The sequence below is a fragment of the Streptomyces sp. NPDC034084 genome, assembly GCF_055575535.1.
The window spans coordinates 294,049-317,647 of sequence record NZ_JBVISK010000002.1 but is presented as its reverse complement, the minus strand read 5'-3'; the positions used below and the strand labels follow the sequence as shown (position 1 = coordinate 317,647).

24 protein-coding genes are annotated in these 23,599 nt (G+C 73.4%); 12 read left to right on the top strand and 12 right to left on the bottom strand.

Features of this window, described 5'->3' with window-relative positions:
- Positions 1 to 240 precede the first annotated feature (240 nt).
- Both ACZ51I_RS06835 and ACZ51I_RS06830 read left to right on the top strand, forming a co-directional pair.
- On the top strand, positions 241 to 909 hold the full coding sequence (locus tag ACZ51I_RS06835; protein WP_468872051.1) for a class I SAM-dependent methyltransferase: 669 nt from the start codon (positions 241 to 243) through the stop codon (positions 907 to 909).
- 60 nt (positions 910 to 969) lie between these two features.
- Positions 970 to 1,614, top strand: a complete 645-nt coding sequence (locus tag ACZ51I_RS06830) for a hypothetical protein (protein ID WP_468872050.1) — start codon at positions 970 to 972, stop codon at positions 1,612 to 1,614.
- A gap of 241 nt (positions 1,615 to 1,855) precedes the next feature.
- Here ACZ51I_RS06830 and ACZ51I_RS06825 read toward each other — a convergent pair whose 3' ends face one another.
- Positions 1,856 to 2,503: a TetR/AcrR family transcriptional regulator gene (locus ACZ51I_RS06825; protein ID WP_468872049.1), complete on the bottom strand. Its 648-nt coding sequence runs from the start codon at positions 2,501 to 2,503 to the stop codon at positions 1,856 to 1,858.
- An 88-nt stretch (positions 2,504 to 2,591) separates the two neighbouring features.
- Between ACZ51I_RS06825 and ACZ51I_RS06820 the strand changes: the two genes are divergently transcribed.
- Positions 2,592 to 3,530 (top strand): zinc-binding dehydrogenase, encoded by a 939-nt coding sequence (locus ACZ51I_RS06820; protein ID WP_468872048.1) that lies wholly within the window; start codon positions 2,592 to 2,594, stop codon positions 3,528 to 3,530.
- Between the two features lie 407 nt (positions 3,531 to 3,937).
- Here the strand turns inward: ACZ51I_RS06820 and ACZ51I_RS06815 are convergent, their stop codons facing one another.
- The gene (locus ACZ51I_RS06815) at positions 3,938 to 5,200 is read right to left on the bottom strand and encodes a beta-ketoacyl-[acyl-carrier-protein] synthase family protein (RefSeq protein ID WP_468872047.1); all 1,263 of its coding nucleotides are present in this window, start codon (positions 5,198 to 5,200) and stop codon (positions 3,938 to 3,940) included.
- Between the two features lie 66 nt (positions 5,201 to 5,266).
- On the opposite strand from ACZ51I_RS06815, the gene ACZ51I_RS06810 reads away from it, so the two are divergent.
- Both ACZ51I_RS06810 and ACZ51I_RS06805 read left to right on the top strand, forming a co-directional pair.
- On the top strand, positions 5,267 to 6,052 hold the full coding sequence (locus ACZ51I_RS06810) for a TetR/AcrR family transcriptional regulator (protein ID WP_468872046.1): 786 nt from the start codon (positions 5,267 to 5,269) through the stop codon (positions 6,050 to 6,052).
- Between the two features lie 30 nt (positions 6,053 to 6,082).
- Positions 6,083 to 6,964 (top strand): phenylalanine 4-monooxygenase, encoded by an 882-nt coding sequence (locus ACZ51I_RS06805; RefSeq protein ID WP_468872044.1) that lies wholly within the window; start codon positions 6,083 to 6,085, stop codon positions 6,962 to 6,964.
- Between the two features lie 270 nt (positions 6,965 to 7,234).
- Here the strand turns inward: ACZ51I_RS06805 and ACZ51I_RS06800 are convergent, their stop codons facing one another.
- Genes ACZ51I_RS06800 through ACZ51I_RS06785 form a run of 4 tightly spaced genes read right to left on the bottom strand, consistent with a single transcriptional unit; the run spans position 7,235 to position 10,676 of the window.
- Entirely contained in the window at positions 7,235 to 8,308 is a 1,074-nt protein-coding gene (locus ACZ51I_RS06800; RefSeq protein ID WP_468872043.1) for an acyl-CoA dehydrogenase family protein, read from the bottom strand.
- Between the two features lie 54 nt (positions 8,309 to 8,362).
- The gene (locus ACZ51I_RS06795) at positions 8,363 to 9,361 is read right to left on the bottom strand and encodes an acyl-CoA dehydrogenase family protein (RefSeq protein WP_468873786.1); all 999 of its coding nucleotides are present in this window, start codon (positions 9,359 to 9,361) and stop codon (positions 8,363 to 8,365) included.
- Positions 9,361 to 10,530, bottom strand: coding sequence for an acyl-CoA dehydrogenase family protein (locus tag ACZ51I_RS06790; RefSeq protein WP_468872042.1), 1,170 nt, complete (start codon positions 10,528 to 10,530; stop codon positions 9,361 to 9,363). The genes ACZ51I_RS06795 and ACZ51I_RS06790 overlap by 1 nt, the downstream gene beginning before the upstream one ends.
- A complete protein-coding gene (locus ACZ51I_RS06785) occupies positions 10,530 to 10,676 on the bottom strand; it encodes a hypothetical protein (protein WP_468872041.1) in 147 nt (48 codons plus the stop codon). Before ACZ51I_RS06785 ends, ACZ51I_RS06790 begins: the two co-directional genes overlap by 1 nt.
- 45 nt (positions 10,677 to 10,721) lie before the next feature.
- On the opposite strand from ACZ51I_RS06785, the gene ACZ51I_RS06780 reads away from it, so the two are divergent.
- From ACZ51I_RS06780 to ACZ51I_RS06770, 3 genes are all read left to right on the top strand, one after another.
- Complete coding sequence (locus ACZ51I_RS06780; RefSeq protein WP_468872040.1) at positions 10,722 to 11,888, top strand: acyl-CoA dehydrogenase family protein; 1,167 nt, start codon at positions 10,722 to 10,724, stop codon at positions 11,886 to 11,888.
- Entirely contained in the window at positions 11,885 to 12,673 is a 789-nt protein-coding gene (locus tag ACZ51I_RS06775) for an SDR family oxidoreductase (protein WP_468872038.1), read from the top strand. The genes ACZ51I_RS06780 and ACZ51I_RS06775 overlap by 4 nt, the downstream gene beginning before the upstream one ends.
- 112 nt (positions 12,674 to 12,785) lie before the next feature.
- Positions 12,786 to 13,943, top strand: coding sequence for an acetyl-CoA C-acetyltransferase (locus ACZ51I_RS06770; protein WP_468872037.1), 1,158 nt, complete (start codon positions 12,786 to 12,788; stop codon positions 13,941 to 13,943).
- Between the two features lie 121 nt (positions 13,944 to 14,064).
- On the opposite strand, the gene ACZ51I_RS06765 is transcribed toward ACZ51I_RS06770, so the two are convergent.
- From ACZ51I_RS06765 to ACZ51I_RS06750, 4 genes are read right to left on the bottom strand one after another with little or no spacing between them, the layout of a single operon-like run.
- A complete protein-coding gene (locus tag ACZ51I_RS06765; protein ID WP_468872035.1) occupies positions 14,065 to 15,129 on the bottom strand; it encodes an NAD(P)H-dependent flavin oxidoreductase in 1,065 nt (354 codons plus the stop codon).
- A complete protein-coding gene (locus ACZ51I_RS06760; RefSeq protein ID WP_468872034.1) occupies positions 15,126 to 15,899 on the bottom strand; it encodes a CoA-transferase subunit beta in 774 nt (257 codons plus the stop codon). Before ACZ51I_RS06760 ends, ACZ51I_RS06765 begins: the two co-directional genes overlap by 4 nt.
- A complete protein-coding gene (locus tag ACZ51I_RS06755; protein ID WP_468873785.1) occupies positions 15,896 to 16,744 on the bottom strand; it encodes a CoA transferase subunit A in 849 nt (282 codons plus the stop codon). Before ACZ51I_RS06755 ends, ACZ51I_RS06760 begins: the two co-directional genes overlap by 4 nt.
- A gap of 14 nt (positions 16,745 to 16,758) precedes the next feature.
- A complete protein-coding gene (locus tag ACZ51I_RS06750; RefSeq protein ID WP_468872033.1) occupies positions 16,759 to 17,550 on the bottom strand; it encodes an enoyl-CoA hydratase family protein in 792 nt (263 codons plus the stop codon).
- Positions 17,551 to 17,627: 77 nt separating this feature from the next.
- Between ACZ51I_RS06750 and ACZ51I_RS06745 the strand changes: the two genes are divergently transcribed.
- Both ACZ51I_RS06745 and ACZ51I_RS06740 read left to right on the top strand, forming a co-directional pair.
- Positions 17,628 to 18,404, top strand: coding sequence for an SDR family oxidoreductase (locus ACZ51I_RS06745; protein ID WP_468872031.1), 777 nt, complete (start codon positions 17,628 to 17,630; stop codon positions 18,402 to 18,404).
- 25 nt (positions 18,405 to 18,429) lie between these two features.
- Positions 18,430 to 19,341 (top strand): SDR family oxidoreductase, encoded by a 912-nt coding sequence (locus tag ACZ51I_RS06740; RefSeq protein ID WP_468872030.1) that lies wholly within the window; start codon positions 18,430 to 18,432, stop codon positions 19,339 to 19,341.
- Positions 19,342 to 19,501: 160 nt separating this feature from the next.
- On the opposite strand, the gene ACZ51I_RS06735 is transcribed toward ACZ51I_RS06740, so the two are convergent.
- Together ACZ51I_RS06735 and ACZ51I_RS06730 are read right to left on the bottom strand one after the other, a co-directional pair.
- Positions 19,502 to 20,146 carry an L-threonylcarbamoyladenylate synthase gene (locus ACZ51I_RS06735; RefSeq protein ID WP_468872028.1) on the bottom strand — a complete coding sequence of 215 codons (645 nt, stop codon included), beginning with the start codon at positions 20,144 to 20,146 and terminating at the stop codon, positions 19,502 to 19,504.
- Positions 20,147 to 20,154: 8 nt separating this feature from the next.
- Positions 20,155 to 20,775 (bottom strand): carbonic anhydrase, encoded by a 621-nt coding sequence (locus tag ACZ51I_RS06730; protein WP_468872026.1) that lies wholly within the window; start codon positions 20,773 to 20,775, stop codon positions 20,155 to 20,157.
- A 188-nt stretch (positions 20,776 to 20,963) separates the two neighbouring features.
- Between ACZ51I_RS06730 and ACZ51I_RS06725 the strand changes: the two genes are divergently transcribed.
- A complete protein-coding gene (locus ACZ51I_RS06725) occupies positions 20,964 to 21,938 on the top strand; it encodes an ROK family protein (protein ID WP_468872025.1) in 975 nt (324 codons plus the stop codon).
- Positions 21,939 to 22,328: 390 nt separating this feature from the next.
- Positions 22,329 to 23,561, top strand: coding sequence for a mannose-6-phosphate isomerase, class I (gene manA / locus ACZ51I_RS06720; protein ID WP_468872024.1), 1,233 nt, complete (start codon positions 22,329 to 22,331; stop codon positions 23,559 to 23,561).
- Positions 23,562 to 23,599 lie beyond the last annotated feature (38 nt).

Sequence of the window (23,599 nt, the reverse complement as noted above, 5' to 3'; positions counted from 1 at the left end):
GCGACGATGGCGGTGTGACGGCAGTGTGACGGCGGGACGATCCTTGTGCGACAGCGGCGGCCCGGGGCCCCGCCGCACCGCCCTCCAGGCCGGGCCCCACGGCCATTTCGGGTACCGACGCCTCCGTGCTCGGAGCGCGCTCTTCCTCTTGGCCGTATCCGCACCCTGAGGGAACGGGCCTCCGTCCGGCCCCGCTTCGCCCCTCTCCGGCGGGAGTTCACGCGCTCCTATCATGGGCCGATGTCTCTTCACCGAATCGACCGTCCGGCAGATCTCGACGTGGTCCGCGAGTCCTATGACCGGGTGGCCGACACATACGCCCACATGGTGGCGACGACGGGCATGGGCGACATCCGTCGCCATCCCTGGCTCAAGGCCTCGATCGACGCCTTCGCCGACACGGTGAGCGGGCTGGGGCCCGTCCTGGACGTCGGCTGCGGACCGGGAACGGTCACCGGCTACCTCGCCGAGCGCGGGCTCGACGTGTCGGGGGTCGACCTGTCTCCTCGCATGATCGAGAACGCGCGCCGCCTGTACCCGCGATGCCGGTTCGAGGTCGCCTCGGCCACCGAGCTCGACCTCGACGAAGCATCCCTCGGCGGCGTGCTCGGCTGGTGGTCGCTGTTCAACCTCCCCCGTGACGTCCTCCCTCAGGTCCTCGCGACGTTCGCGCGCGCCCTGAAGCCCGGCGGCCACCTCATCGCCGCGACCCATGTCGGCGACGAGGACGTGGCCCGCACCGAGGCCTACGGAGGCGTACCCGTCCGCTGGACGACCCACCAGTGGGAGCCGGACCGATTCGTCGCCCTGATCGAGCGGTCGGGCCTTCACCCGGTCGCAGAACTCCGCCTCCCCGCGGACGAGCATTCCGGCCCGGGCGTCGTCGTCATGGCCAAGCGCCCCGCCTGAGAACCGGGTTCCGGACGGCGCCGGGACGCCATGTCAGTGGCCGACGGTAGCGTCCGGGGCATGGGATTCACGAGCGCGTGGGCGATCAGCAGCCACCCCGATCCGGTCATCGCCGGCCTCTCCCCCCACCTGCTGCCCGCGATGGGCGTGGACCGCGCCGCCCCGGACGCCGCACGGCGTTGGCGAGCGTGGCAGCGGGAGCCGCTGCCCGACTACCGGACCTGGTACTCCCTCGACCGCGCGGCCGGTCATGCCCGTACGGACGCCGCCGCCATCGAAGGCTTCCGCGCGCTCACCGCGCCCGGTCACCATCTCGACGAGGTGTGCGGCGGGAGCGTGGATCCCTCCTTCTCCGTACTGGATTCCGTGTGGGAGGGGCAGAGCGACGACAGCATCTTCATCACCGTCCACCGCAAGGAGTACGCGGTCTCGTCCCTGTTCCACGCCATCGGTCCGGCGCGCGCGGCCCTGTTGCCGGGCTGGTGCGGCACCTTCCTGCTCGGCGCCGCACAGGTACGGCGGAGCCTTCCGCTCGTCGAGCGCGCGTTGACCTTCACCCCGGCCGAACGCTCGGCGGCGGAGGACCAGGACTGGTTGGACTACGGCGAGGGGGACGAGAGCGTGCTCGACGGGCCGTTGCGGGTGTGGCGGAGGGCGGCTCGGCGGGGGCTCGGCCTGTGCGGGGTGTCCGTGCACCTCTGTTGACGTGAGGTCAGGAGCATACGCGCTCTCACCTGTTCACTTCGCCGGGACTTCTGGTTCCTCCGCTGTCGGGGCCGCGCGGTGGCACGGCGGGCTGAGCTGGGCGGTCGGCGCCCCGGCCGATGGGCCGATGGCGTACACGGCTCCGGCGACGAGAGGTCCGACGCCCGTGGCGATCAAGAAAGGCAGTTGGCGCGCCAGTCGACCGAGCCTGCCAATAGGGAATCTGGCGGGGATCCGGGGCTCAGCCGTGCGGCTCGGCGGTCGCGGCGAGTGCCGAGGGCAGTTCGGCCGCGGTGGCGCGGAGTCGGCGCACGAGGTCCTCGGGCGTGTGTCCGGCCGGCTGCGCCACCCACGCGTCCAGAGCCCGGTGGAACAGGATGACGAGGACGTCGAGGGCCAGGCGGGCGTGGAGCTGCCCGTCGGGCCCGGGGAGGGCGAAGCGGCGCTCGAGCACGGCGAGCGCGGAGCGCGTGGTGCGGTCGCAGAACGCGAGGCAGTGCGCGTCCATGGACGGCGTGAGGGCGGCGAGGCGGCGGGCCGCCAGGACGCGTCCGGCCCAGCCGTCGGCCGGCATCCGGCCGACGGCCTCGGCGAGGGCGTCCTCGAACAGCGCGAGGAGCCGACGGCCGTCCGCAGGGCAGGTGTCCAGGACGTCGAGGAAGGCGGCCCACAGGTCCTGCGTGGGCGCCATGGCGACGTCTTCCTTGCTCGCGAAGTAGCGGAAGAAGGTCCGCTTCGACACCTCGGCCGCTTCGCAGAGCCCGTCCAGCGTCACGCCGTCGAAGCCGTGGGCGCCGAACAGGTCCAGGGCGGTGTCGATCAGCGTCTGCCGGGTGCGCAGCTTCTTGCGTTCGCGCAGGGGGAGCACGGGGATGGTCTCAGCCTTCACGGCACCACCTTACGACACCCCTGCTTCCCAGCAGCGAAAGCCATCTATAGGCTTCTGCCACTAAGTGGCAGAATCTTGGAGGGCTTCCATGCGCGCACTTCTCGTCGACCCCTGGTCCCCCGGCGGCCTCCGGCTCGGCGTCGCCGCCGACCCCGAGCCGGCGCCCCACCAGGCACTGGTCCGGGTGACGGCGACCTCGCTCAATCACGGGGAGATCACCTTCGGCCTCGGCGCCGCCCCGACGGGGGCGGTCCTCGGGTGGGACGCCGCCGGTGTCGTCGAGCGGGCCGCGGCGGACGGCTCGGGCCCTGCCGTCGGCACCCCTGTCGTGACCCTGATGCCCGACGGTGCCTGGGCCGAACTCCGAGCCGTCGACACCGCCTTGATCGGCGCCGCTCCGGCCGGGGCCGACCCGGCCGCCCTCGCGACCGTCCCCGTCGCCGGCGCGAGCGCCCTGCGCGCCCTGCACCGCCTCGGCCCGCTCCTCGGGCGGGACGTACTGATCACCGGCGCGACCGGAGGTGTCGGGCGGTACGCCGTCCAGCTCGCCCGCGCCGCCGGTGCCCACGTCGTGGCGTCCACCAGCTCCCCGGCCGCGAACGGCGCACTTCTGCGCGGCCTCGGGGCCCACGAGGTGGTCGGGACGCCGAAGGAGGTCTCCCGGCCGGTGGACGGAGTGATCGACCTGATCGGCGGACCGCTCCTCGTGGACGCGTACGACACGCTCGGGGAGGGCGGCACGCTGGTTGCCCTGGGGCACTCCGCCGGCGCGGGTGAGTCCTTCCCGTTCGGGACGCTCTTCGGCGATCAGGGCCGGCATGACCGGTCCGTCGTCACCTTCTTCCTTCTCTCCTGCCCCGACCTCGACCGCGACCTGAGCTGGCTCGCCCACCGCGTGGCCGACGGCACCCTGGACCCGGGCATCACCTGGCGGGGTGGCTGGGACGACGCGTCGGACGCGGTCGCGGCGCTGCTCGCCGGAGACCTCCACGGAAAGGCGGTCCTGACCTTCGACCAGACGCCCTGAGTCCGTACCCGGCCGAGCCGGTCCTCGGTCGGAACCGCGCCCCCACGCGGGTTCCGGGGGCTCCCTTCGCCAGTCGTACTGCCACGCAAGTTGAACGCGTTCAGTAACTCTGGCAAGGTGCCTTTCTGCGGGCCTGCTCCTCTTGGTGGGCCGATGCGAGAGAGACGGCGTCGTCGCCTTCCGTTGCCCGCCCGTCGTGACGCGCCGCGAGGGCGCCGAGGTTCCGCCGGTTGCGGACCCGCTCCGAAGGGACCTGGGTCGGCGCGGGGGTGATTTCACGGCTGGGCGCTCTTCTCGGCGCCGGCGGCCACCAGCCGCGAGATCGACTCCGTGAAGACGCGCGCCATCGGGCGAACTCTGCACCGCTCGGTCGATCGGCACCCCTCCACGGACAGGCATCACGCGGGTCAGGGTGTGGTCGAGGCCGTACGGGGCGTGGTCTGCCGCGCGTGGGTGACGATGAGCGAGACGTTCTGGCCACCGAAGCCGAAGGAATTGCTGAGCACGGCCTCCTGGGGGGCGTCTCGTCGCTCGGTGACGACATCGAGATCGATGTCGGGCCCGACACCGGCCGAGGTGAGGTTGCGCGTCGGCGGGACGACGCCGTGTTCCACGCTCAGGACGGAGATGAGCGCCTCGATCGCACCGGCCGCGCCGAAGAGATGACCGAGCGCCGCCTTGGGGGCTGTCACGGTCGCGCGGCCGAAGACCTCTGCGATCGCGTGCGCTTCCGCGACGTCGCCGACCGGAGTTCCGGTGGCGTGGGCGTTGATGTGGCTGATCTGCTCGGGAGCGAGGTCGGCTTGCGCGAGGGCCTTCCGCATGGCCGAGATCTGCCCTGACCCATCGGGGGCGGGTGCCGTGATGTGGTGGGCGTCGGCGGCGATGCCGGCGCCCGCGAGTACCGCGTGGACGCGCGCGCCCCGGGCCTCGGCGTGCTCGGCGCTTTCGAGCACCACCACGGCGGCGCCTTCGCTGAGGACGAACCCGTTACGGTCCGCGGCGAACGGCCGGGACGCCGATGCGGGTTCGGCGGTGGAGCGCGACAGGGCTTGTGCCTGGACGAAGCCGGCGACGGTGATCGGGGTGATCGCGGCCTCGGTCCCGCCCGCGATGACCACGTCCGCCTCGCCGGCACGGATGAGCCTGGCCCCCAGGGCGATCGCCTCGGCGCCGGACGAACATGCCGAGACCGGCGTGTAGACCCCGGCCCGTGCGCCGTATTCGATGCTGATCAGCGCCGCCGCCGCGTTGGGCATGAGCATCGGGACCGTTCGGGGCGAGACGCGCCGCGTCCCCGTCGCCTCCAGTACGTCGTCCTGCTCCAGCAGCGTACGGACGCCACCGATGCCCGTGCCGATCGCTGAGGCGAGCCGGTCCGGGTCCACCTCCGGGCTGCCGGCGTCGGCCCAGGCTTCGGCCGCCGCCGTGAGGGCCGCCTGCTGCGAGCGGTCGAGCCGCCTGGCCTGCGCCGGCGGCAGCGATTCCGCGGGGTCGGCCGCCATCGTCCCCCCGACGATGTCAGGGAGGCCGATGTCCTCGTGGCCTCGCAGGACGCCACCGCGGATGCCGGACTCGCCGGCGAGCAGGGCCTTCCAGGTGCTCTCCACGTCCCCACCGAGTGGCGTGATCGCGCCGAGTCCGGTCACGACGACTTCAGTCCGGTACATGCCCTTCGACCTTTCTTGTATGCGATACAAGTGAACAGGGCCTGTTGTATCACATACAATTTCGATGTGGAGAAGAACCGAACCGAAGCGCGGTCGACGGCGGCCCGGTCACGCGACCGGGGTCGCGCGACGAGACGTCGGCTGATCGAGGCGACCGCACGGCTCTGCAAGGAGCGGCCCGGCGGCGAGGTGAGCGTCGCGGAGATCGCGAGCGCGGCGGGAGCCTTTCCCAACCAGGTCACGTACTACTTCGGCTCCAAGGACTCGCTGCTCGTGCACGCCGCCTTTCTGGGCCTGTTGCACGACGCCCGACGGATCGAGCGCATCGGTCGCCAGGCCCCCGACGCGGCGACGTTCCGGCGCAACATCGCCCGCGCCGTACTGGCCATGCCCTCGCTCCCCTCGGTCGCGCGAGCACTCGCCGCCGCGATCTCCAAGCCCGAACTCGCCCCCGTGGTCGACCGGCACCTTCAGTTGCTGTTCCGGCAGTCCGAGCGCTTCGTGAGCCAGCTCATCGAGGCTCGTGGCTGGAGGACCCGTCGGCCGTGCGACGTGGAGGCCAGGACGTTCTGGAGCACCGCGCTCGGCGCGGTGCTGCTCGTCCGCGCCGGAGCCCACGGCACGGTCGCCGATCTCGACCTCGCCGGCGCGTTGACCATCCACGACGAAGCCGAGCACGGCCAGTACGGCGAAGCCAGCAGGCCGCCGGACGACGGCTCAGGCTCTGGCCCGGCGGTCGCGGATCGTGCTGGAGTGCGCCGAAGGCCACTCGATCATGGAGGTGCCCCGCCGGCTGCGGATCACCCACGGACCCGGTCCGCACCTGGCGGCGACGCTCGTATCGAGTGGTGATTCACGGTCCCACGGGGCACGGTAGAAGCCATGAGCGATGCATCGGAGCTGGTCCCCGTCACGCCAGACGGCAGGCTCGCTCCTGTCGCTCAGCACCCCGGTCTCCGTGACACCCGCTACCTGGCGCGGCGAGGCACGCTCGTCGCGTTGGCGCGCGGCCACTGGGTCGGTGACCCCTCGCCGTCGGTCACGTACAGCCGTGCGGAGCACGCGACGTGGCGCACGGTCCACGCGGCGCTGGAGCCCGCCCTGCGGGCCCACGCGTGCCGGGCGGTGCTGGCCGCCCGTGAGGACGCGTGCATCCCCGCGGACCGCATCCCGCAGCACGGCGAGATCGGGGCGCACCTGCGGGCCCGGACCGGATTCGACTTCACCCTGGCCGGTGGCTTCGTGCCGAACCGGCGGTTCCTGGGGGCGCTGCGGTACGGCTACTTCCACGCGGTGCAGTTCGTCCGGCACCCCGCTGCTCCGCTGTACACGCCCGAACCTGACGTGATCCACGACGTGTTCGGCCACGGCGTCCACCTGGCCTCGACCCGGTTCGCCGAGCTGTACCGCCTGGTCGGCCGGGCGGCCGCACAAGTGCGGACCGAGGAGGCCCTCAGCCTGCTCAGCCGGGTGTACTGGTACACCCTCGAGTGCGGCGTGGTCACCGAGGCCGGGGCGGTCAAGGCGTACGGCGCGGCGCTGCTCTCCTCGCCCGGCGAGCTGCGCCGGTTGCCCTGCTGCGAGATCCGCGACTGGGACCTGCGCGCGATGGCGGGCACCGCGTACCGGATCGAGGGGTACCAGCCCGTCCTGTTCGCCGCACGCTCGATGGACCACCTCGCCGATGCCCTCGCCGCGTTCTGCGAGGACTTCGACGACGACACCGGCGCCCGACTGGGGACCGCTGGGAGTGTCAGCCGGTAGGGGGCTTCCACCGGATGCAGTGCGCCCGCCTCCGCCCTCCGACGACGGGCTTCGGAGCCGGCCGGAAGCACTGCTGGGCTGGGGTGAAGCGATGAGGTCTCGTAGGCCAGTCCGGTCCGCCGCCGGCTGTACGGCGAGTGGGTGTCGGAGAGGGGGGCGTCATGGCGGTGCTCTTCGTGAGGGTTCGCGCGTACGGAATAGGACCTGAAGTGAAGTGGGGGTCAAGGCCGTCGAGGGCGGGAGCGCGGCGCCCCCGCCCTCGTACGGCCGTCACGGCGTCGGCAGGCCCAGGTCGGCCGCCAGGCGGGCGCGGTGCCAGGGTGGAGGGCCGAAGAGCTGGGTCGAGCCGTGCGCGCGTTTGAAGTAGCGGTGGGCGTCGTGCTCCCAGGTGATGCCGAGGCCGCCGTGCAGCTGGATCATCTCGCCCGCCACCGCCGAGAACGCCTCAGAACAGGCGGACTTCGCCGCGGCCGCGTGGCGGGTCAGCCCCGGGTCGCCCGCCGCCGCGGCCAAGGAGGCGCCGAGCGCGGCCGAGCGCGCCGACTCGACCAGGACGTACGCGTCCGCGAGCCGGTGCTTGACCGCCTGGAAGGAGCCGATGGGCCGGCCGAACTGGACCCGCTCCCCGGCGTAGGCCAGGGTGAGTTCGAGGCAGCGCGAGGCGGCGCCGACCTGTTCGGCGGCGAGTGCCGCGCAGGCCAGGTCCAGGACGTGGGCGAGGACCCGCCGGCCCCCACCCTCCGCTCCGACGAGCCGGCCCTCCGCCTCCGTGAGCACCACGCGGGCCTGCGTCCTCGTGGAGTCCATCGTCACCAGCGCCTCGCGCTCCACGCCCGGCGCGTCCCCCGGCACCTCGAAGAGCGAGACCCCGGCCCCCGAACGGGCCGCCACGAGCAGGACCCCGGCCTTCGTTCCGTCCAGCACATGCTCCTTGGTCCCGGTGATCCGCCACCTTCCGCCGGGCCCCGGGCCGGCCTCGGCCCGTACGGCCGACGGGTCCCACGAACCGCGCTCGGCCCACGCCAGGGCCCCCACCGCGGCGCCCGAGGCCAGCCCCGGCAGCAGCCGCGCGCACGCCTCGCCGTCGCCCGACGCGAGCAGCGCCTGCACCACCAGGACGGCTGAGCCGAGGTACGGGACGGGGCTCAGCTCCCGGCCCAGCTCCTCCAGCACCACGTGGACCTCCCGTGCCCCGCACCCGACGCCGCCGTACTCCTCGGGCACGGCGAGGCCCGCGACGCCGATCTGCTCGGTCAGCGGCCGCCAGGCCGCGTCCCCCGCGTGCCGTCCGAGCACGGCCCGTACGGCGGCCCGCAGTGCTTCCTGTTCCTCCGTCGGCCTCATGCCTCTGCTCCTCTCGTCGACGGACGGGTACGGGGACGGCGCGGCGGGCTCCGTTCACGAGGCGAGGACGCGGGCGCGGCAGGCCGCGGGGGTGCCCCAGGCGTCGCGGAGCGGACGGGCTTTGCGGATCCACAGGGCGACGTCCAGCTCCTCCGTGTAGCCGACGGCACCGTGGAGCTGCAGGGCGGTGCGTGCGGCGGCGTAGGCCGCTTCGCCCGCCGAGACCTTCGCCGCCGCGATCTCGGCGGAGCGGTGTTCCGCGCCCCCCGCCAGGGCGAGGGCGGCCGAGTGGAGCAGGGGCTGGGCGAACTCCAGGGCGATGAGCGCGTCGGCGAGGCGGTGCTTCACCGCCTGGAACGAGCCGATGGCGACCCCGAACTGGGTGCGCTGCTTCACGTACGCGACGGTCCGGTCGAGCAGGGCCCGGCCGAGGCCGAGGGACTGGGCTGCGGTGGCCAGGGCGGCGACATCGGCGGCGTGCGCGGCGGCGGCGGCCACGGCCGGGCCCCGCACCAGGACGGCTCCGCCGAGCGGCCGGACCAGCCGGCGCGCGGGGTCGGCCGAGGGCTGCACGGGGCCGACCGCCTCCGCCAGGCGTACGGTGTCGCCCTCGACGACGAGCACGGCGTCGGCGGCGTCCCCGTCCAGGGCGTAGGGACTGCCGGCACCCGGCACACACAGGGAGACGACCGCCTTCCCCGAGGCGATCCCCGGCAGCCACTCGGCGGCGGCGCCTTCCGGAGCGGACTCGTCCAGTCGGTCCAGGAGCGCCGCCGCGGCGACCGTTTCCACCAGGGGGCCCGGTACCGCGTGGCGGCCCAGTTCGGTGAAGGCGACGGTCAGTTCGACCGGCAGCGGCCCGAGTCCGTCGTGCCGCTCCGGGACCGCCAGGGCCAGGACCCCCGCCTCCGCGAGACGCGCCCAGAGCGCGCGGCCGGGTGCGGTGTCCCCGGCCGCCCAGGCCCGTACCGCCGCGGGGGTGTCGGCCGCCGTGAGCAAGGCGTCGAGCGAGCGGGCGAACTCCCGCTGCTCGGCGTCGAGGAGGAACCGCATCACCGGCGTCCCTTCGGGAGGCCGAGCAGTCGCTCGGCGATGATGTCGCGCTGGATCTCGTTGGTGCCGGCGTAGACGGGTCCGGCGAGGGAGAACGTGTGGCCTTCGGCCCAGCTCCCCTGCGCGGGAGCGTCCGGGGCCGTGTCGGCCAGTTCACCGTACGGGCCGAGGAGGTCGAGGGCGGTCTCGTGGAGCGCGATGTCGAGCTCCGACCAGAAGACCTTGTTGAGGCTGGACTCGGCGCCGATCGAACCCCCGGCGGCGATCCGCGAGACGCCCGCGTAGGCGAACAGCCGGTAGGCGCGGGCTCCGACGACCGCGTCGGCGACCCGGTCGCGCAGCGCGGTGTCGGTGGGATCGGCGGTCTCCCGCCACAGTGCCGTAAGGCGCTCGGCGGCGGCCGTGAACCGGCCGGGGCTGCGCAGGGTCAGCCCCCGCTCGTTGCCCGCGGTGCTCATCGCGACGCGCCAGCCCTGTCCCGGCGCGCCGATCACGTCCTCGTCGGGCACGAACACCCCGTCGAGGAAGAGTTCGGCGAAGGCGGGCTTGCCGTCGAGACGTCCGACGGGCCGTACGGTCACCCCGGCGGCGTCCAGCGGGAACATCAGGTACGTCAGGCCCTCGTGCGGCTTCCCGGCGCCCGGGTCGCTCCGGAAGAGGCCGAAGGCGCGGTCGGCGAAGGCCGCCCGGGACGACCAGGTCTTCTGGCCGCGCACGAGCCAGCCGCCGTCGGTCCGTTCGGCGGTGGAGCGCAGCGAGGCGAGGTCGGAGCCGGACTCCGGCTCGGACCAGGCCTGGGCCCAGACGGTCTCGCCGCTCGCCATGGACGGCAGGACGCGGTCGCGCTGCTCGTCCGTGCCGTGCTCGAAGAGGGTGGGGGCGAGGAGGTTGATGCCGTTCTGGCTGACCCGGCCGGGGGCGCCGGCCGCGTAGTACTCCTCCTCGAAGACCAGCCACTGGAGGAGCGAGGCGCCCCGGCCGCCGTACTCCTCGGGCCAGGAGACCACCGACCACCGGTCGGCGAACAGGGTCCGCTCCCACTCCCGGTGGGCGGAGAAACCCTCCTCCGTCTCCAGGGAGGGCAGGGGGGTGCGGGGCACATGGGCGGTGAGCCAGGCGCGGGCCTCGGCCCGGAAGGCGTCCTCCGCCGCGGAGAAGTCGAGGTCCATCAGGCTCCAGCCTCCCGGGGAGCCTCGTCGTCGGTCGCGCGGTCGAGGGCGTCGCGGCCATCGGGCCGGGTGATCCTGACCACGGCCCCCGGGCCGACACCTGCGGAGCGGACCGGGGCCGTGGGGGCGGTGCGGGCAGCGGACATCCGTCCTCCTTCCCTAACAAGTGTTTGGTAGGTTAACGTACGGCCATGAGCGACGTCGAGGCGTTCCGCAGGGAGGTCCGCGGCTGGCTGCGCGCCCACCTCACCGGCGAGTTCGCCGCCCTGCGCGGGCGCGGAGGCCCCGGACGTGAGCACGAGGCACAGGCCGAACGCCTCGCCTGGGAGCGGCACATGGCCGCCGCGGGCTGGACCTGCGTCGGCTGGCCCAAGGCGTACGGCGGCCGGGGCGCGACCCTCGAACAGCAGGTCGCCTTCCACGAGGAGTACGCCCTCGCCGGAGCCCCCGCCCGCGTCGGCCACATCGGCGAACAGCTCCTGGGACCCACGCTCATCGCCTTCGGCACCCCCGCACAGCGCGAGCGCTTCCTCCCGCCGATCGTCGCCGTCGAGGAGCTGTGGTGCCAGGGTTACTCCGAGCCGGACGCGGGCTCGGACCTGGCGAACGTACGGACCCGGGCCGAGCGCGACGGCGACCAGTGGGCGGTCACCGGCCACAAGGTGTGGACCTCGCTCGCGCACGAGGCCGACTGGTGCTTCGTCATCGCCCGTACCGAGGCCGGATCCACCCGCCACCACGGCCTGTCCTATCTGCTCGTCCCCCTGGACCAGCCCGGAGTGGAGATCAGGCCGATCGTCCAGCTGACCGGGACCTCGGAGTTCAACGAGGTCTTCTTCGACGCGGCCCGCACCCACGCCTCCCACGTCGTCGGCGCCCCCGGCGACGGCTGGCGGATCGCCATGGCCACCCTCGGCTTCGAGCGGGGCGTGTCCACCCTCGGCCAGCAGGTCGGCTTCCGCCGCGAGCTGGAGGCCCTCATCGAGCTGGCCAAGCGCAACGGCGCGGCCGCCGACCCACTGATCCGCGACCGCATCGCCCGCGCCTGGATCGGCCTGGAGACCATACGGTTCAACGCCCTGCGCATGCTCGACGGAGCCGCCGCCGGAGCACCGGGCCCCGAGGCGTCCATCGGGAAGATCTTCTGGGCCACCTGGCACCGGGAACTGGGCGAACTCGCCATGGACGTCTGCGGGGCCGGGGGAATGCTCGCCGACGGAGCGCCGTACGACCTCACCGACTGGCAGCGGCTCTACCTCTTCTCCCGCGCCGACACCCTCTACGCCGGCTCCAACGAGATCCAGCGGAACGTCATCGCCGAACGCGTCCTCGGCCTGCCCAAGGAGGCCCGCCCATGACCGGCGCCCCACCCCCCTACCTGCCGGGCCACGGTCTGCTCGCCGGCCGCGCCGCCGTCGTCACCGCCGCCGCGGGCGCCGGCATCGGCGGCGCGACCGCCCGGCGGCTCCTGGAAGAAGGCGCGCGGGTTGTCGTCTCCGACGCCCACGCACGCCGGCTGAAGGAGTCCGAGGCCGCACTCGCCGCCGAGTTCGGCGCGGACCGCGTCACCGCCCTGCCCTGCGACGTCACCGACGAGACACAGGTCGCCGCGCTGTTCGACCTCGCCGTCGAGCACCACGGACGCCTCGACATCGTCGTCAACAACGCAGGCCTCGGCGGCACCGCCGACCTCGTCGACATGACCGACGAGCAGTGGGACAAGGTCCTCGACGTCACCCTGAACGGCACCTTCCGCTGCACCCGTGCCGCACTGCGTCGGATGAAAGCCGCGGGCGCCGGGGGAGTCGTCGTCAACAACGCCTCGGTGATCGGTTGGCGCGCCCAGACGGGGCAGGCCCACTACGCCGCCGCGAAGGCCGGCGTCATGGCCCTCACCCGCTGCGCGGCCCTGGAGGCCGCCGCGTACGGGGTACGGGTCAACGCCGTCTCCCCGAGCCTGGCCATGCACCCGCACCTGGCGAAGGTCACCACCCCCGAACTCCTGGAGGAACTGACCTCCCGCGAGGCCTTCGGGCGCCACGCCGAGCCCTGGGAGGTGGCCAACGTGATCGTCTTCCTGGCCAGCGGCTACTCCTCGTACCTGACGGGGGAGGTCCTCTCCGTCAGCAGCCAGCACCCATGAGACCGGCGCCGCCACCACCACGTCGACGGAGAGCGCCCGCCGGCACCTGTCGGCGGTGCCGGCGGGCGTCGCCCTCCGCGACGGACACTGGACGTACGAAGAGGGAGTGACCATGACCGAGGCCTACATCGTCGAAGCGGTACGCACCCCGGTCGGCAGGCGGAACGGTGGGCTGTCCGCCGTCCACCCGGCCGACCTCGGCGCCCATGTGCTCACGGCGCTGATGGAGCGCTCGGGTGCCGACCCGGCCGCCGTCGAGGACGTCGTCTTCGGCTGCCTGGACACCGTCGGCCCGCAGGCCGGTGACATAGCCCGCTCCTGCTGGCTGGCAGCCGGACTGCCCGAGGAGGTGCCCGGAACGACCGTGGACCGGCAGTGCGGCTCCTCCCAGCAGGCCCTGCACTTCGCCGCACAGGGCGTCCTGTCCGGCACCCAGGACCTGGTGGTCGCGGGCGGCGTGCAGAACATGTCGATGATCCCCATCGCCTACGCGAGCCGCCAGGCCGCCGACCCGCTCGGCCTCACCGACGGCCCGTACGCGGGCTCGGTGGGCTGGCGCGCCCGCTACGGCGACCAGCCGGTCAACCAGTTCCACGGCGCCGAACTCATCGCCGCCAAGTGGGACGTCTCCCGCCGTGACATGGAGGAGTTCGCCCTGCGCTCGCACCGGCGGGCCGTCCGCGCGATCGACGAGGGCCGCTTCGACCGGGAGATCGTCCCGTACGGCGACGTCACCACCGACGAGGGCCCGCGCCGCGACACCACCCTGGAGAAGATGGCCGGTCTGAAGCCGCTGGTCGAGGGCGGCCGGCTGACCGCCGCGGTCTCCTCGCAGGTCTCCGACGGTGCATCCGCGCTGCTGATCGCCTCGGAACGCGCCGTACGGGAACACGGCCTGACGCCGCGCGCCCGCGTCCACCACCTGTCCGTCCGGGGCGAGGACCCGATCCGTATGCTCTCCGCCCCGATCCCGGCGACGGCGTACGCGCTGAAGAAGGCCGGGATGACGCTCGACGACATCGACCTGGTCGAGATCAACGAGGCCTTCGCCCCGGTCGTCCTGGCCTGGCTCAAGGAGACCGGCGCGGACCCGGAGAAGGTCAACGTCAACGGCGGCGCCATCGCCCTCGGGCACCCGCTGGGCGCGACCGGCACCAAGTTGACGACGACCCTGCTGCACGAACTGGAGCGCACGGGCGGCCGCTACGGCCTGCAGACCATGTGCGAGGGCGGCGGCCAGGCCAACGTCACCATCATCGAGCGCCTCTGACGCTCGCGAGGACGGCGGCGACGTCCTCAGTCGGACGGTGTGATCGGGTGAGGCCGGTCCGCCGGGGGAGGGCACCCCGGCGCGTGCGAGGGGCCGCCCTTCCGGCGACCCTCCTGGCTGGTCAGTCCGCGACAGGGAGGGCGTCGAGCGTGGCCCGTGCCTCGGCCATGAGGCGTTCGACGAGTTCGGCGCAGGACGGCAGGTCGTCGATCAGCCCCGCGACCTGCCCGGAGGCCATCACGCCCAGGTCGGTACGGCCCTCGACCATGGACGCCTTGAGCAGCATCGGGGTGTTGGCGGCCAGCAGGATCTGGCTCCAGGTGAGGTCCTTGCCGTGTTTCATCGCCAGGCCGTCCCGGACCATCTGCGCCCAGCTCAGGCCCGACTCGCGCCGGAAGGCCGCCGCATGCCGGACGGCCCGCAGCAGCGAGGCGGCATGGCCCGAGCGCTCCAGGGCCTCGACCAGCTCCGTGCGCAGCAGCCGGTGCGGCAGTCCGTCCACCTTCGTGGTGACGGTGACGTCCGTGACCGCTGCGGCGAGGTACCGGGCCTTCACCGCGTCGGGGACCGTGCTGTCGGAGGTGAGCAGGAAGCGCGTGCCCATGGCGATCCCGGCCGCGCCGTAGGCCAGGGCGGCGACCAGGCCGCGCCCGTCGTGGAAGCCGCCGGCGGCGACGACCGGGATGTCCACGGCGTCCACGACCTGCGGGAGGAGAACGGTGGTGGCGACGCTGCCGGTGTGGCCGCCGCCCTCCCCGCCCTGCACGATCACCGCGTCGGCGCCCCACGAGGCGACCTTCTCGGCGTGCCGCCTGGCTCCGACGGAGGGGATGACGACGACGCCCGCGTCCTTGAGGCGGGCGATCAGCTCGCGGGAGGGCGCGAGCGCGAACGAGGCGACCTTCACGCCCTCCTCCACGATGATCCGTACGCGTTCGTCCGCGTCCCCGGCGTCCGCGCGCAGGTTCACTCCGAAGGGCGCGTCGGTACGGGACGCGACCTCGCGCACCGCGGACCGGAGCTGGTCGACGGTCATCGTCGCCGAGGCCAGGATCCCGAGCGCGCCGGCGTTCGCGGAGGCCGAGACCAGGCGGGGACCGGCGACCCACCCCATGCCGGTCTGCACGACGGGGTGCCGCACCCCGACGAGTGCGGTGAACGGGGTGGCGATCGTGTCGTCGCTCATGAGGGGACCTCCCGGTCGCGCAGTCCCTTCGGGTCGATCTCCTGTCGGATCAGCCACAGTTCGGGGGCAGTGGGCTCGCGGGTGTGCGGCACCTCGTCGGGGACGGTCAGCGCGAAGCCGGTGGCATCCAGGACCTCCTCGACCGTGACGCCCGGGTGCAGCGAGCGCAGTCGCATGGTGCGGTCCGGGGTCTCGAAGTCGAAGACGCCCAGGTTGCTGATGACGTCCGGGAGTCGGTGGTAGCGGGTCGCGGAGGGGCCGGCCGCGGCCGCCCGGTCGTAACCGACGCCGCAGACCATGTCGACCTGCTCGACGAAGACGCGCGTCGAGTGCTTGGGGATCCAGTAACTGGTCGGGTTGTTCAAGGTGTTGACGGGAGCGCCGCGCACGCCGAGGAGCTGGCGCTTCGGCCGCGCCCAGTCGCCGACGCAGCTGATGTTCTGGTTGCCGTACCGGTCGAGCTGACTCGCGCCCATCATCACGTGCCGACGTCCGGTGGCGACCAGGGCGAGGTGCTGACGGTAGGGCAGCCAGCCCTCCACCACCCCGGGTGTGGAGCCGACCGCCGGGACGTCGGCGATGAGCAGCGCCTCCCCGTCGGTCAGCAGCAGGTCGGGGGAGAAGGTGAGCTTCGCGAGGCGGGCGCCGATCGTCGGGACCGTGCCCATCGGACTGGCCAGGACCTCGCCCGCGTCCCGCCAGGCCTCGGCGCAGGCGACGACGCAGTACTCGGCCCGCGTGGCCGTGGTGGTGCTGTCGGTGACGCTCACGCTTCCTCCTTCTGGAACGCCGCGACCGCGGCCTGGTAGGCCTCCTCGTCGCCGGACAGGAACCGGGCGGTGAACTCCCGCCAGGCCTCCGGGTCGCGGGCCGCCGTGACGTAGGCGCGCTGGAAGGCCTCGTCGCGGTCGTAGTCGGGGGCGCAGGAGGTGAAGTGGGCGCCGTTCGGGGTCTCCACGACCCCGTCGACGAACGCCCGCTTGAGCAGCAGCGACTGCGGCCCCGCGTCCTTGAGCAGCTCCTGGGTCTCCACGATCCGCTCGCAGGAGACGTACGCGGTGTCGGCGGCCTCGCAGAACAGGTCGTCGAAGTACGGGTCGGGGCCGAGGTACTGGCCGTTGCCGTGCGCGTCGGCACGGTTCAGGTGGACGAGGGCGGCGTCCAGACGCAGCGCGGGGACGGCGACGAGCTCCTCGCGGTCGCCGTACGGTGATGTCACGGTCCGTAGCGCTGGGTTGACCGTCATCACGTCCGAGGCGAGCCCGGCGCGGATGGGCATGAACGGCAGCCGGTGCACGGCGGCCGTCAGGCCCCACATGACCATCGCCTCGTCCAGCTCCACGAGTTCGAACGCGCCGCGCTGCCGGGCCGCCCCGAAGTGCGGCTCCAGGGGGATGGAGTCGAGCGTGGCGAAGGCCGCGACCAGCTTGCGGATCCTCCCGGCGGCGGCGAGCAGTCCGACGTCCGGGCCCCCGTACGAGACCACGGTCAGATCGGTGAGGTCGGACCGCAGCAGCGCCCGTACCAGTGCCATCGGCTTGCGCCGCGAGCCCCAGCCGCCGATGCCGATCGTCATTCCGCTCTCGAGGCGGCCCACGACCTCCTCGGTGGTCATCGTCTTGTCCCGGCTCACGACCGCTGCTCCTTGTCTGTGGCGGTGGCGTCGCTCCTGCCGATGGCATGGTCCTCGCCGAAGGTGTCGCGGACCCGGTCGGCGACGCCGCTGAGATTGGCCTCGAAGGTGAACCCCTGCTCGAAGCGGTAACTGCGGCGGACGTCCACCGGATCGATGCCGTTGATCGCGGCCTTCGCGAGCCGGATCAGCTGTCCGTCCTTGGCGGCGATCTCCCGCGCGAGTTCGAGCGCCGCGTCGAGCAGCCGCTCGCGCGGGACGACCCGCCAGACCGAGCCGTGCCGGTGCAGCTCCTCCGCGGTGACCGTGCGCGAGGTGTAGTAGAGGGCCCGCATCAGCTGCTGCGGGACGAGCCGGGCCAGGTGCGTGGCCGCGCCGAGCGCGCCCCGGTCCAGTTCGGGGAGGCCGAAGGCCGCGTCCTCGGAGGCGACGATCGCGTCGGCGTTGCCGACCAGGCCGATGCCGCCGCCGAGGCAGAAGCCGTGCACGGCGGCGACGACCGGCACCTCGCAGTCGTAGACGGCGGCGAAGGCCTCGTAACAGCCGCGGTTGGCGCCCAGGAGGGCGTCGTGTCCGGACGCGCGCTGGATCTCCTTGATGTCGACGCCCGCGTTGAAGCCGCGGCCCTCCGCCGTGAGCACGACGCAGCGCACCTCGGGATCGGTTCCGGCGGCTCGCACCGCGACGGCGAGCTCGTACCAGCCCTGTACGGGGAGGGCGTTGACCGGGGGGAAGTCGACGGTGACGACGGCGACGCCCTGGTCCGTGGCGGAGGTGGAGACACCCATCAGCAGATCAGCTACCTTTCCACCAAACGTTTGTTAGGTGAAGATAGCAGCGGTTCGCGCACTGCGGGAGGTGTCCCTTGCCAGTCACCATCGATCTGTCGGGATCCGTCGCCATCGTCACCGGCGGGACCCGGGGTGTCGGCGCCGGCGTCACCCGAGCCCTGCTCGAAGCCGGTGCGGAGGTCGTCATCTGTGCACGACGGCCTCCCGACCAGCCCGTCGAGGTGGCCGGGCGCGCCGCTCACTTCTTCCCGGTCGACCTGCGCGACACCGCCGCCGTCGCGGACTTCTTCGACCGGGTGCGCGGCGACCACGGACGGCTGGACGTCCTGGTCAACAACGCCGGGGGAACCCCCTTCCGGATGCTCGGCGACGGGGGCGCCGAGCGGCAGGCCCGGGTCGTCGAGCTGAACCTCGTCGCCCCCCTGACGGCCTCCCTCGCGGCGTACGAGGTGATGCGGCATCAGCGCGGAGGCGGGGCCATCGTCATGATCGGCAGCGTCAGCGGCACCCGCCCCTCACCGGGCAGCGCCGCCTACGGAGCCGCCAAGGCGGGCCTGGACAACCTCGCCCGGTCCATGGCGGTGGAATGGGCGCCGCTCGTGCGGGTCAACACGGTCGTCCCCGGCATGGTGCGCACCGAACTCTCCCACCTGCACTACGGGGACGAGGACGGGGTCGCCTCCGTCGGCCGCACCGTGCCGCTCGGCCGGCTCGCCGAACCCGCCGACATCGGCGACGCCTGCGTCTTCCTCGCCTCCGACCGGGCCGCGTACATCAGCGGCGCGAGCCTGCTCGTCCACGGCGGCGGGGAGCGGCCCTCCTTCCTGGACGCGGCCCCGGTCAACCACTGAACCCACGCACCGAAAGGCAGCCACCATGACAGGACTGTGCAAGGGGCGCGTCGTGATCGTCACCGGCGCCGGCCGGGGGCTCGGCCGCGCACACGCGCTCGCCTTCGCCGCCGAGGGCGCCAAGGTCGTCGTCAACGACCTCGGCGTCGGCCTCGACGGCACCGGAGGCGGCGCGGGGCCCGCCCAGCGGGTCGTCGACGAGATCACGGCGTCGGGCGGAGAGGCGGTCGCCCACGTCGGCGACGTCGCCACCACCGACGGCGCCGCCGCGCTCGTCGCCACCGCCCTGGACGCCTTCGGCCGACTCGACACCCTCGTCAACAACGCCGGCTTCCTGCGCGACCGCATGCTGGTCAACCTCGACGAGGAAGACTGGGACGCCGTCATGCGCGTCCATCTCAAGGGCCACTTCCTGCCGCTCAAGCACGCCGTCGCGCACTGGCGGGCGGAGGCCAAGGCCGGGCGCGCGCCCGGCGCGCGGGTGGTCAACACCAGCTCCGGCGCGGGGCTGCTCGGCAGCGTCGGCCAGGGCAACTACGCCGCCGCGAAGGCCGGGATCGTCGGACTCACGCTCGTCGCCGCCGCCGAGACGGCCCGTTACGGCGTCCAGGTCAACGCCATCGCCCCGGCCGCCCGCACCCGGATGACCGAGCAGACCTTCGCCGAGACGATGGCCGCGCCGTCGGGGGGCGGCTTCGACGCGATGGCCCCGGAGAACGTCTCGCCCCTCGTCGTCTGGCTGGGCTCCGCCGCCTCGGCCGGCGTCACGGGCCGCGTCTTCGAGGCGGAGGCCGGCCGGATCACGGTCATGGAGGGCTGGCGCCCCGGCCCCACGGCCGACAAGGGCGCCCGCTGGACTCCGGCGGAGGCGGGTGAGACGACCCTGAAACTCCTCGCGGCCTCCGAGCCCCCGCACCCGGTGTACGGCTCCCGCTGACGCGCGCCTGTGCCCGCGCTGCCCCGCGCCCACCCGCCGGGACGGCGGCCACCCGACGCCTGGGGAGGGGCCGCCCGCCGTGCGACACGACGGCGCCGCCGCCCCCGGTGACGGGGAGCGACGGCGCCGGCGGGGGACGCGGGTCAGCGTGGGACGGTGGTCACGGTGCGATCAGTCCGGGGACGACCGTTCGCAGCTCCGCGGCGGACAGGACGCCTTCCCGTACGAGGACGGGGGTGTCACCTGTCAGGTCGACGATCGACGACGACACCGGACCGGCGGTCCGGCCGCCGTCGAGGTACACCGACACCGAGTCGCCCAGCATCCCGAAGGCCGCGTCGCAGTCCTCCGGCGAGGGCCGGTCGGTGAGGTTCGCGCTGGAGACGGCCATCGGGCCGGCCGCGGCCAGCAGGTCGAGGGCGAGCGGGTGGTCCGGCATCCGCACGGCGACGGTGCCTCCGGTCTCGCCCAGGTCCCAGGAGAGCGAAGGGCGGTGGCGGAGCACCAGCGTCAGGCCACCCGGCCAGAACGCCCCGATCAGGTCCTCGGCCGTCTTCGGCAGCTCCGCGACCAGGTCGTCGAGCGCGTCCTTCGAGCCGACCAGCACGGGGGAGGGCTTGTGCCGGCCCCGCCCCTTCGCGGCAAGGAGACCGGCGACGGCCCGCGGGTCGAAGGCGTCGGCGCCGACACCGTAGACGGTGTCCGTCGGCAGGACGACCAGACGCCCCTGCCCGAGGGCGGACACCGCCGCGTCGATGCCGGCCGAGCGGGCCGCCGCGTCCGAGCAGTCGAAGCGCTGGGTCACGGGACCGCTCACTCCGCGCTCTCGACGCCGTGCGAGGTCACCATCCGGGCGCTGCCCTCCGCGAGCTGGTAGGCGAGGCCCACGACCGCGACCTCGCCCGACTCCACCTGCTCCGCCAGGACGCGGGAACGGTCCATGAGCAGCTGCGCCGTGTGCCTTATGTGTTCGTCGATGATGTCGCTGTTCTCCGTGAGGCCGGCGGCGCGGGCCGCGAGCACACTCGGCGTCACCCGCTCCACCACGTCCCGCACGAATCCGACCGCCGGCGCGCCGTCCTCCACGGCGGCGCGGGCAGCCGCGACGGCGCCGCACGAGTCGTGGCCCAGGACGACGACCAGCCGGCAGCCGAGGACGCTCGTGGCGTACTCGACGCTGCCGAGCACCTCGGCCCCCAGGACGTGTCCCGCGGTCCGCACGACGAACAGGTCCCCGAGCCCCTGGTCGAAGATGATCTCCGCCGCGAGCCGGGAGTCGGAGCACCCGAGGATGACCGCGAACGGCTCCTGTCCGGGTGCGAGCTGCGCACGACGCGCGGCGTCCTGGTTGGGGTGGTCGGGGGTGCCGGCGACGAAACGTCGGTTGCCGGCGAGCAGGGCGTCGAGAGCGACCGCAGGAGAAGTACGAGGCATGTCCCCCACTTTATCGAGCCATCTCCGACGCGGCTCAGGCTGGTCCCCGCCTCGGTCCGCCGAGACCGCCCGAGCGGCCCCGGCCGGTTCAGGCCCGCTCGGCGCGTGACTGAACCAGTTTACTAGACAACGTTGTCAAGGCTGTGCAGAGTGAGGCACGCAAACGGAATCCAGGAAGGCGGAAAGCGATGGTGTACGGAGCGCTCGACATCGGGGGCACGAAGATCGCCGGGGCCCTCGTGGACACGGACGGCCGCCTGCTCGCCCGGTCCCAGCGGCCCACCCCGGCGCGTGGCTCCGCCGAGGAGCTCATGGCCGCCGTCTCCGCCGTACTCGACGAGTTGGCGTCGCACCCGGAGTGGACCTCCCTGTCCTGCCTCGGCATCGGCAGCGCCGGACCCGTCGACACGGTCGCGGGCACGGTAAGTCCCGTCAATATCCCCGCCTGGCGATCGTTCCCGCTGGTGGACCGGGTACGGGCGCACCCGGCGGTGCCCTCCGGCATGCCACCCGCTCTCGTCGGCGACGCGGTGGCCATGACCGCGGCCGAGCACTGGCTGGGCGCGGCCAAGGGCGTGGGCAACGCGCTGTGCATGGTGGTCTCCACCGGCGTCGGAGGCGGGCTCATCCTGGGAGGGAGGCTCCACGCGGGCACCTCCGGCAACGCCGGTCACATCGGCCACATCAGCGTCGACCAGAACGGCCCCGTCTGCCCGTGCGGGGCCCGGGGATGCGTCGAGCGCTTCGCCAGTGGCACGGCCATCGCCGCCCACGCCCTCGAATCCGGCTGGGCACCGGCGGCCGGTGCCCAGGTGACGGCACAGGAGGTCGCCGCGTCCGCCCGTTCGGGTGACCGGCGCGCCCTCGCGGCGTTCGACCGTGCCGGGCGCGCCCTGGCCGCGGCGATCGCGGCCACGGCGGCCATGGTCGAGCTCGACCTCGTGGTCATCGGCGGCGGCGTCGCCCAGTCCGGTGAACTCCTCTTCGGCCCCCTGCGGCACCACCTCGCCGCCTACGCGGTGCTGGACTTCACCCGGGACATCCCGGTCGTACCGGCGGGCCTCGCCCTCGACGCGGGCCTGATCGGGGCGGCCGCGGCGGGGGCGACAGCGGCGGGTCTGCCCCGCGGGGGGAGCGGTGTGCCCGGCCGGTCCTCGGCCTGAGACCCGGCCGAGCCGTCGGCCAGTCGGCCTGCCGGTGCTTCGGCCCGTCGGCCCGTCGGCCTGTCGGCCTGTCGGCCTGCCCAACCGGCGGGCCGTCTTCGCGCGTCGGTCGGCCCGTACAACCGTCGAGTCGTCGGCCGGGCTTTCCAACCGGCGGCCCGGCGGCCCGGCGAGCGGTCCAGCCGTCCCCGCCCGTCAGCCCGTCAGCCCGCAGGCCTGTCGAGCCGCCGAACCGTTGCAGCGCGCCTCCCGATCAGTAAGGCGAGCCCCGTCGACCTGGAACAGCACGCCCCCTCGATCAGGAATTCGCCCTCGATCAAGAAGCCACGCGTCGAGCACGAAGCCCTAGTAGACCCGGAAGACCGACACCCCGTCGATCAGGAAGAACCCGTGGACCTTCTCCTCAACACCATCCAGCCCTACTCCTGGGGCTCCCTCACCGCGTTGCCGCGCCTGATGCGGACCGAGCCCACCGGCCGGCCCCAGGCCGAGCTGTGGATGGGCGCACATCCCGCCGCGCCGTCCCAAGTGCGCCGCGCCGAAGGCCTGCTGCCGCTGGACCGGGTCATCGCCGCCGAGCCGGCGGCCGAACTCGGGGCGGCGACCCTGCGCCGCTTCGGGCCCCGACTGCCGTTCCTCCTCAAACTGCTGGCCGCCGACGCGCCCCTCTCCCTCCAGGTCCACCCCGACCGGGCCCAGGCGGAGGCGGGCTTCGCCCGCGAGGAGGCCCTCGGCGTGCCCCTGACCGCCCCGCACCGGAACTACCGGGACGCCCACCACAAGCCCGAGATGATCGTCGCGCTCACCCCGTTCCGCGGCCTGTGCGGCTTCCGTACCCCCCGGGACTGCGCCGACCTCCTGGACGCGCTGGACGTCCCCGCGCTCCGTGGCCTCACGGACGACCTGCGCACCCTTCCGGAGACCGCGGCGCTGGAGCGGGTCTTCTCCGCCTTCCTCCGCTCGCCCTCCGGCCTGGTCGCTGCCCTGACGGACGCCGTCACGGCCGCCGCGGGCCGGCCGGGGGCGTACCGTGCGGACTTCTCCGCCTCCGCGGAGATCGCCCGCGCCCATCCGGGCGACCCGGGACTGCCGGCCGCCCTGCTGCTGCGCCCCGTCGAACTCCGGCCGGGGGAAGCCCTCTTCCTGGGGGCCGGGATCCCGCACGCGTACCTCTCCGGTCTCGGCGTGGAGATCATGGCAGGCTCGGACAACGTCCTGCGGTGCGGGCTGACTTCGAAGCACGTCGACGTGGCCGAGCTGATGAAGGTCGTACGCTTCACGGCCGAGCCGACGCGCGTCCTCGTCCCCCGGCCCGAGGACGGCGAGGAGGTCTACCCGAGTCCCGTCGACGACTTCCGGCTGTCACGGATCCGGCTGGACGAGGCCGGACCGGTCCGCCGACTCCGGGCGGGGGCTCCGCAGATCGTCCTGTGCACGGAGGGAGAGGTGAGCGTCGAGGCCCCGGGGCGCACCCTGCGCATCGGGCCCGGACAGTCCGTCTACCTGCCCGCCGCCGACCAGGCCTCGATGAGCGGAGCGGGGACGGTCTTCCGCGCCACGGTCGCCTCTCCGCAGCCCCGTGCGGTCCCGGAAGACGTGACCGGGAACTGCCCCCCTTGGTGACGACGTGAGGCTGTACCTCCCAGGGAGGTACAGCCTCA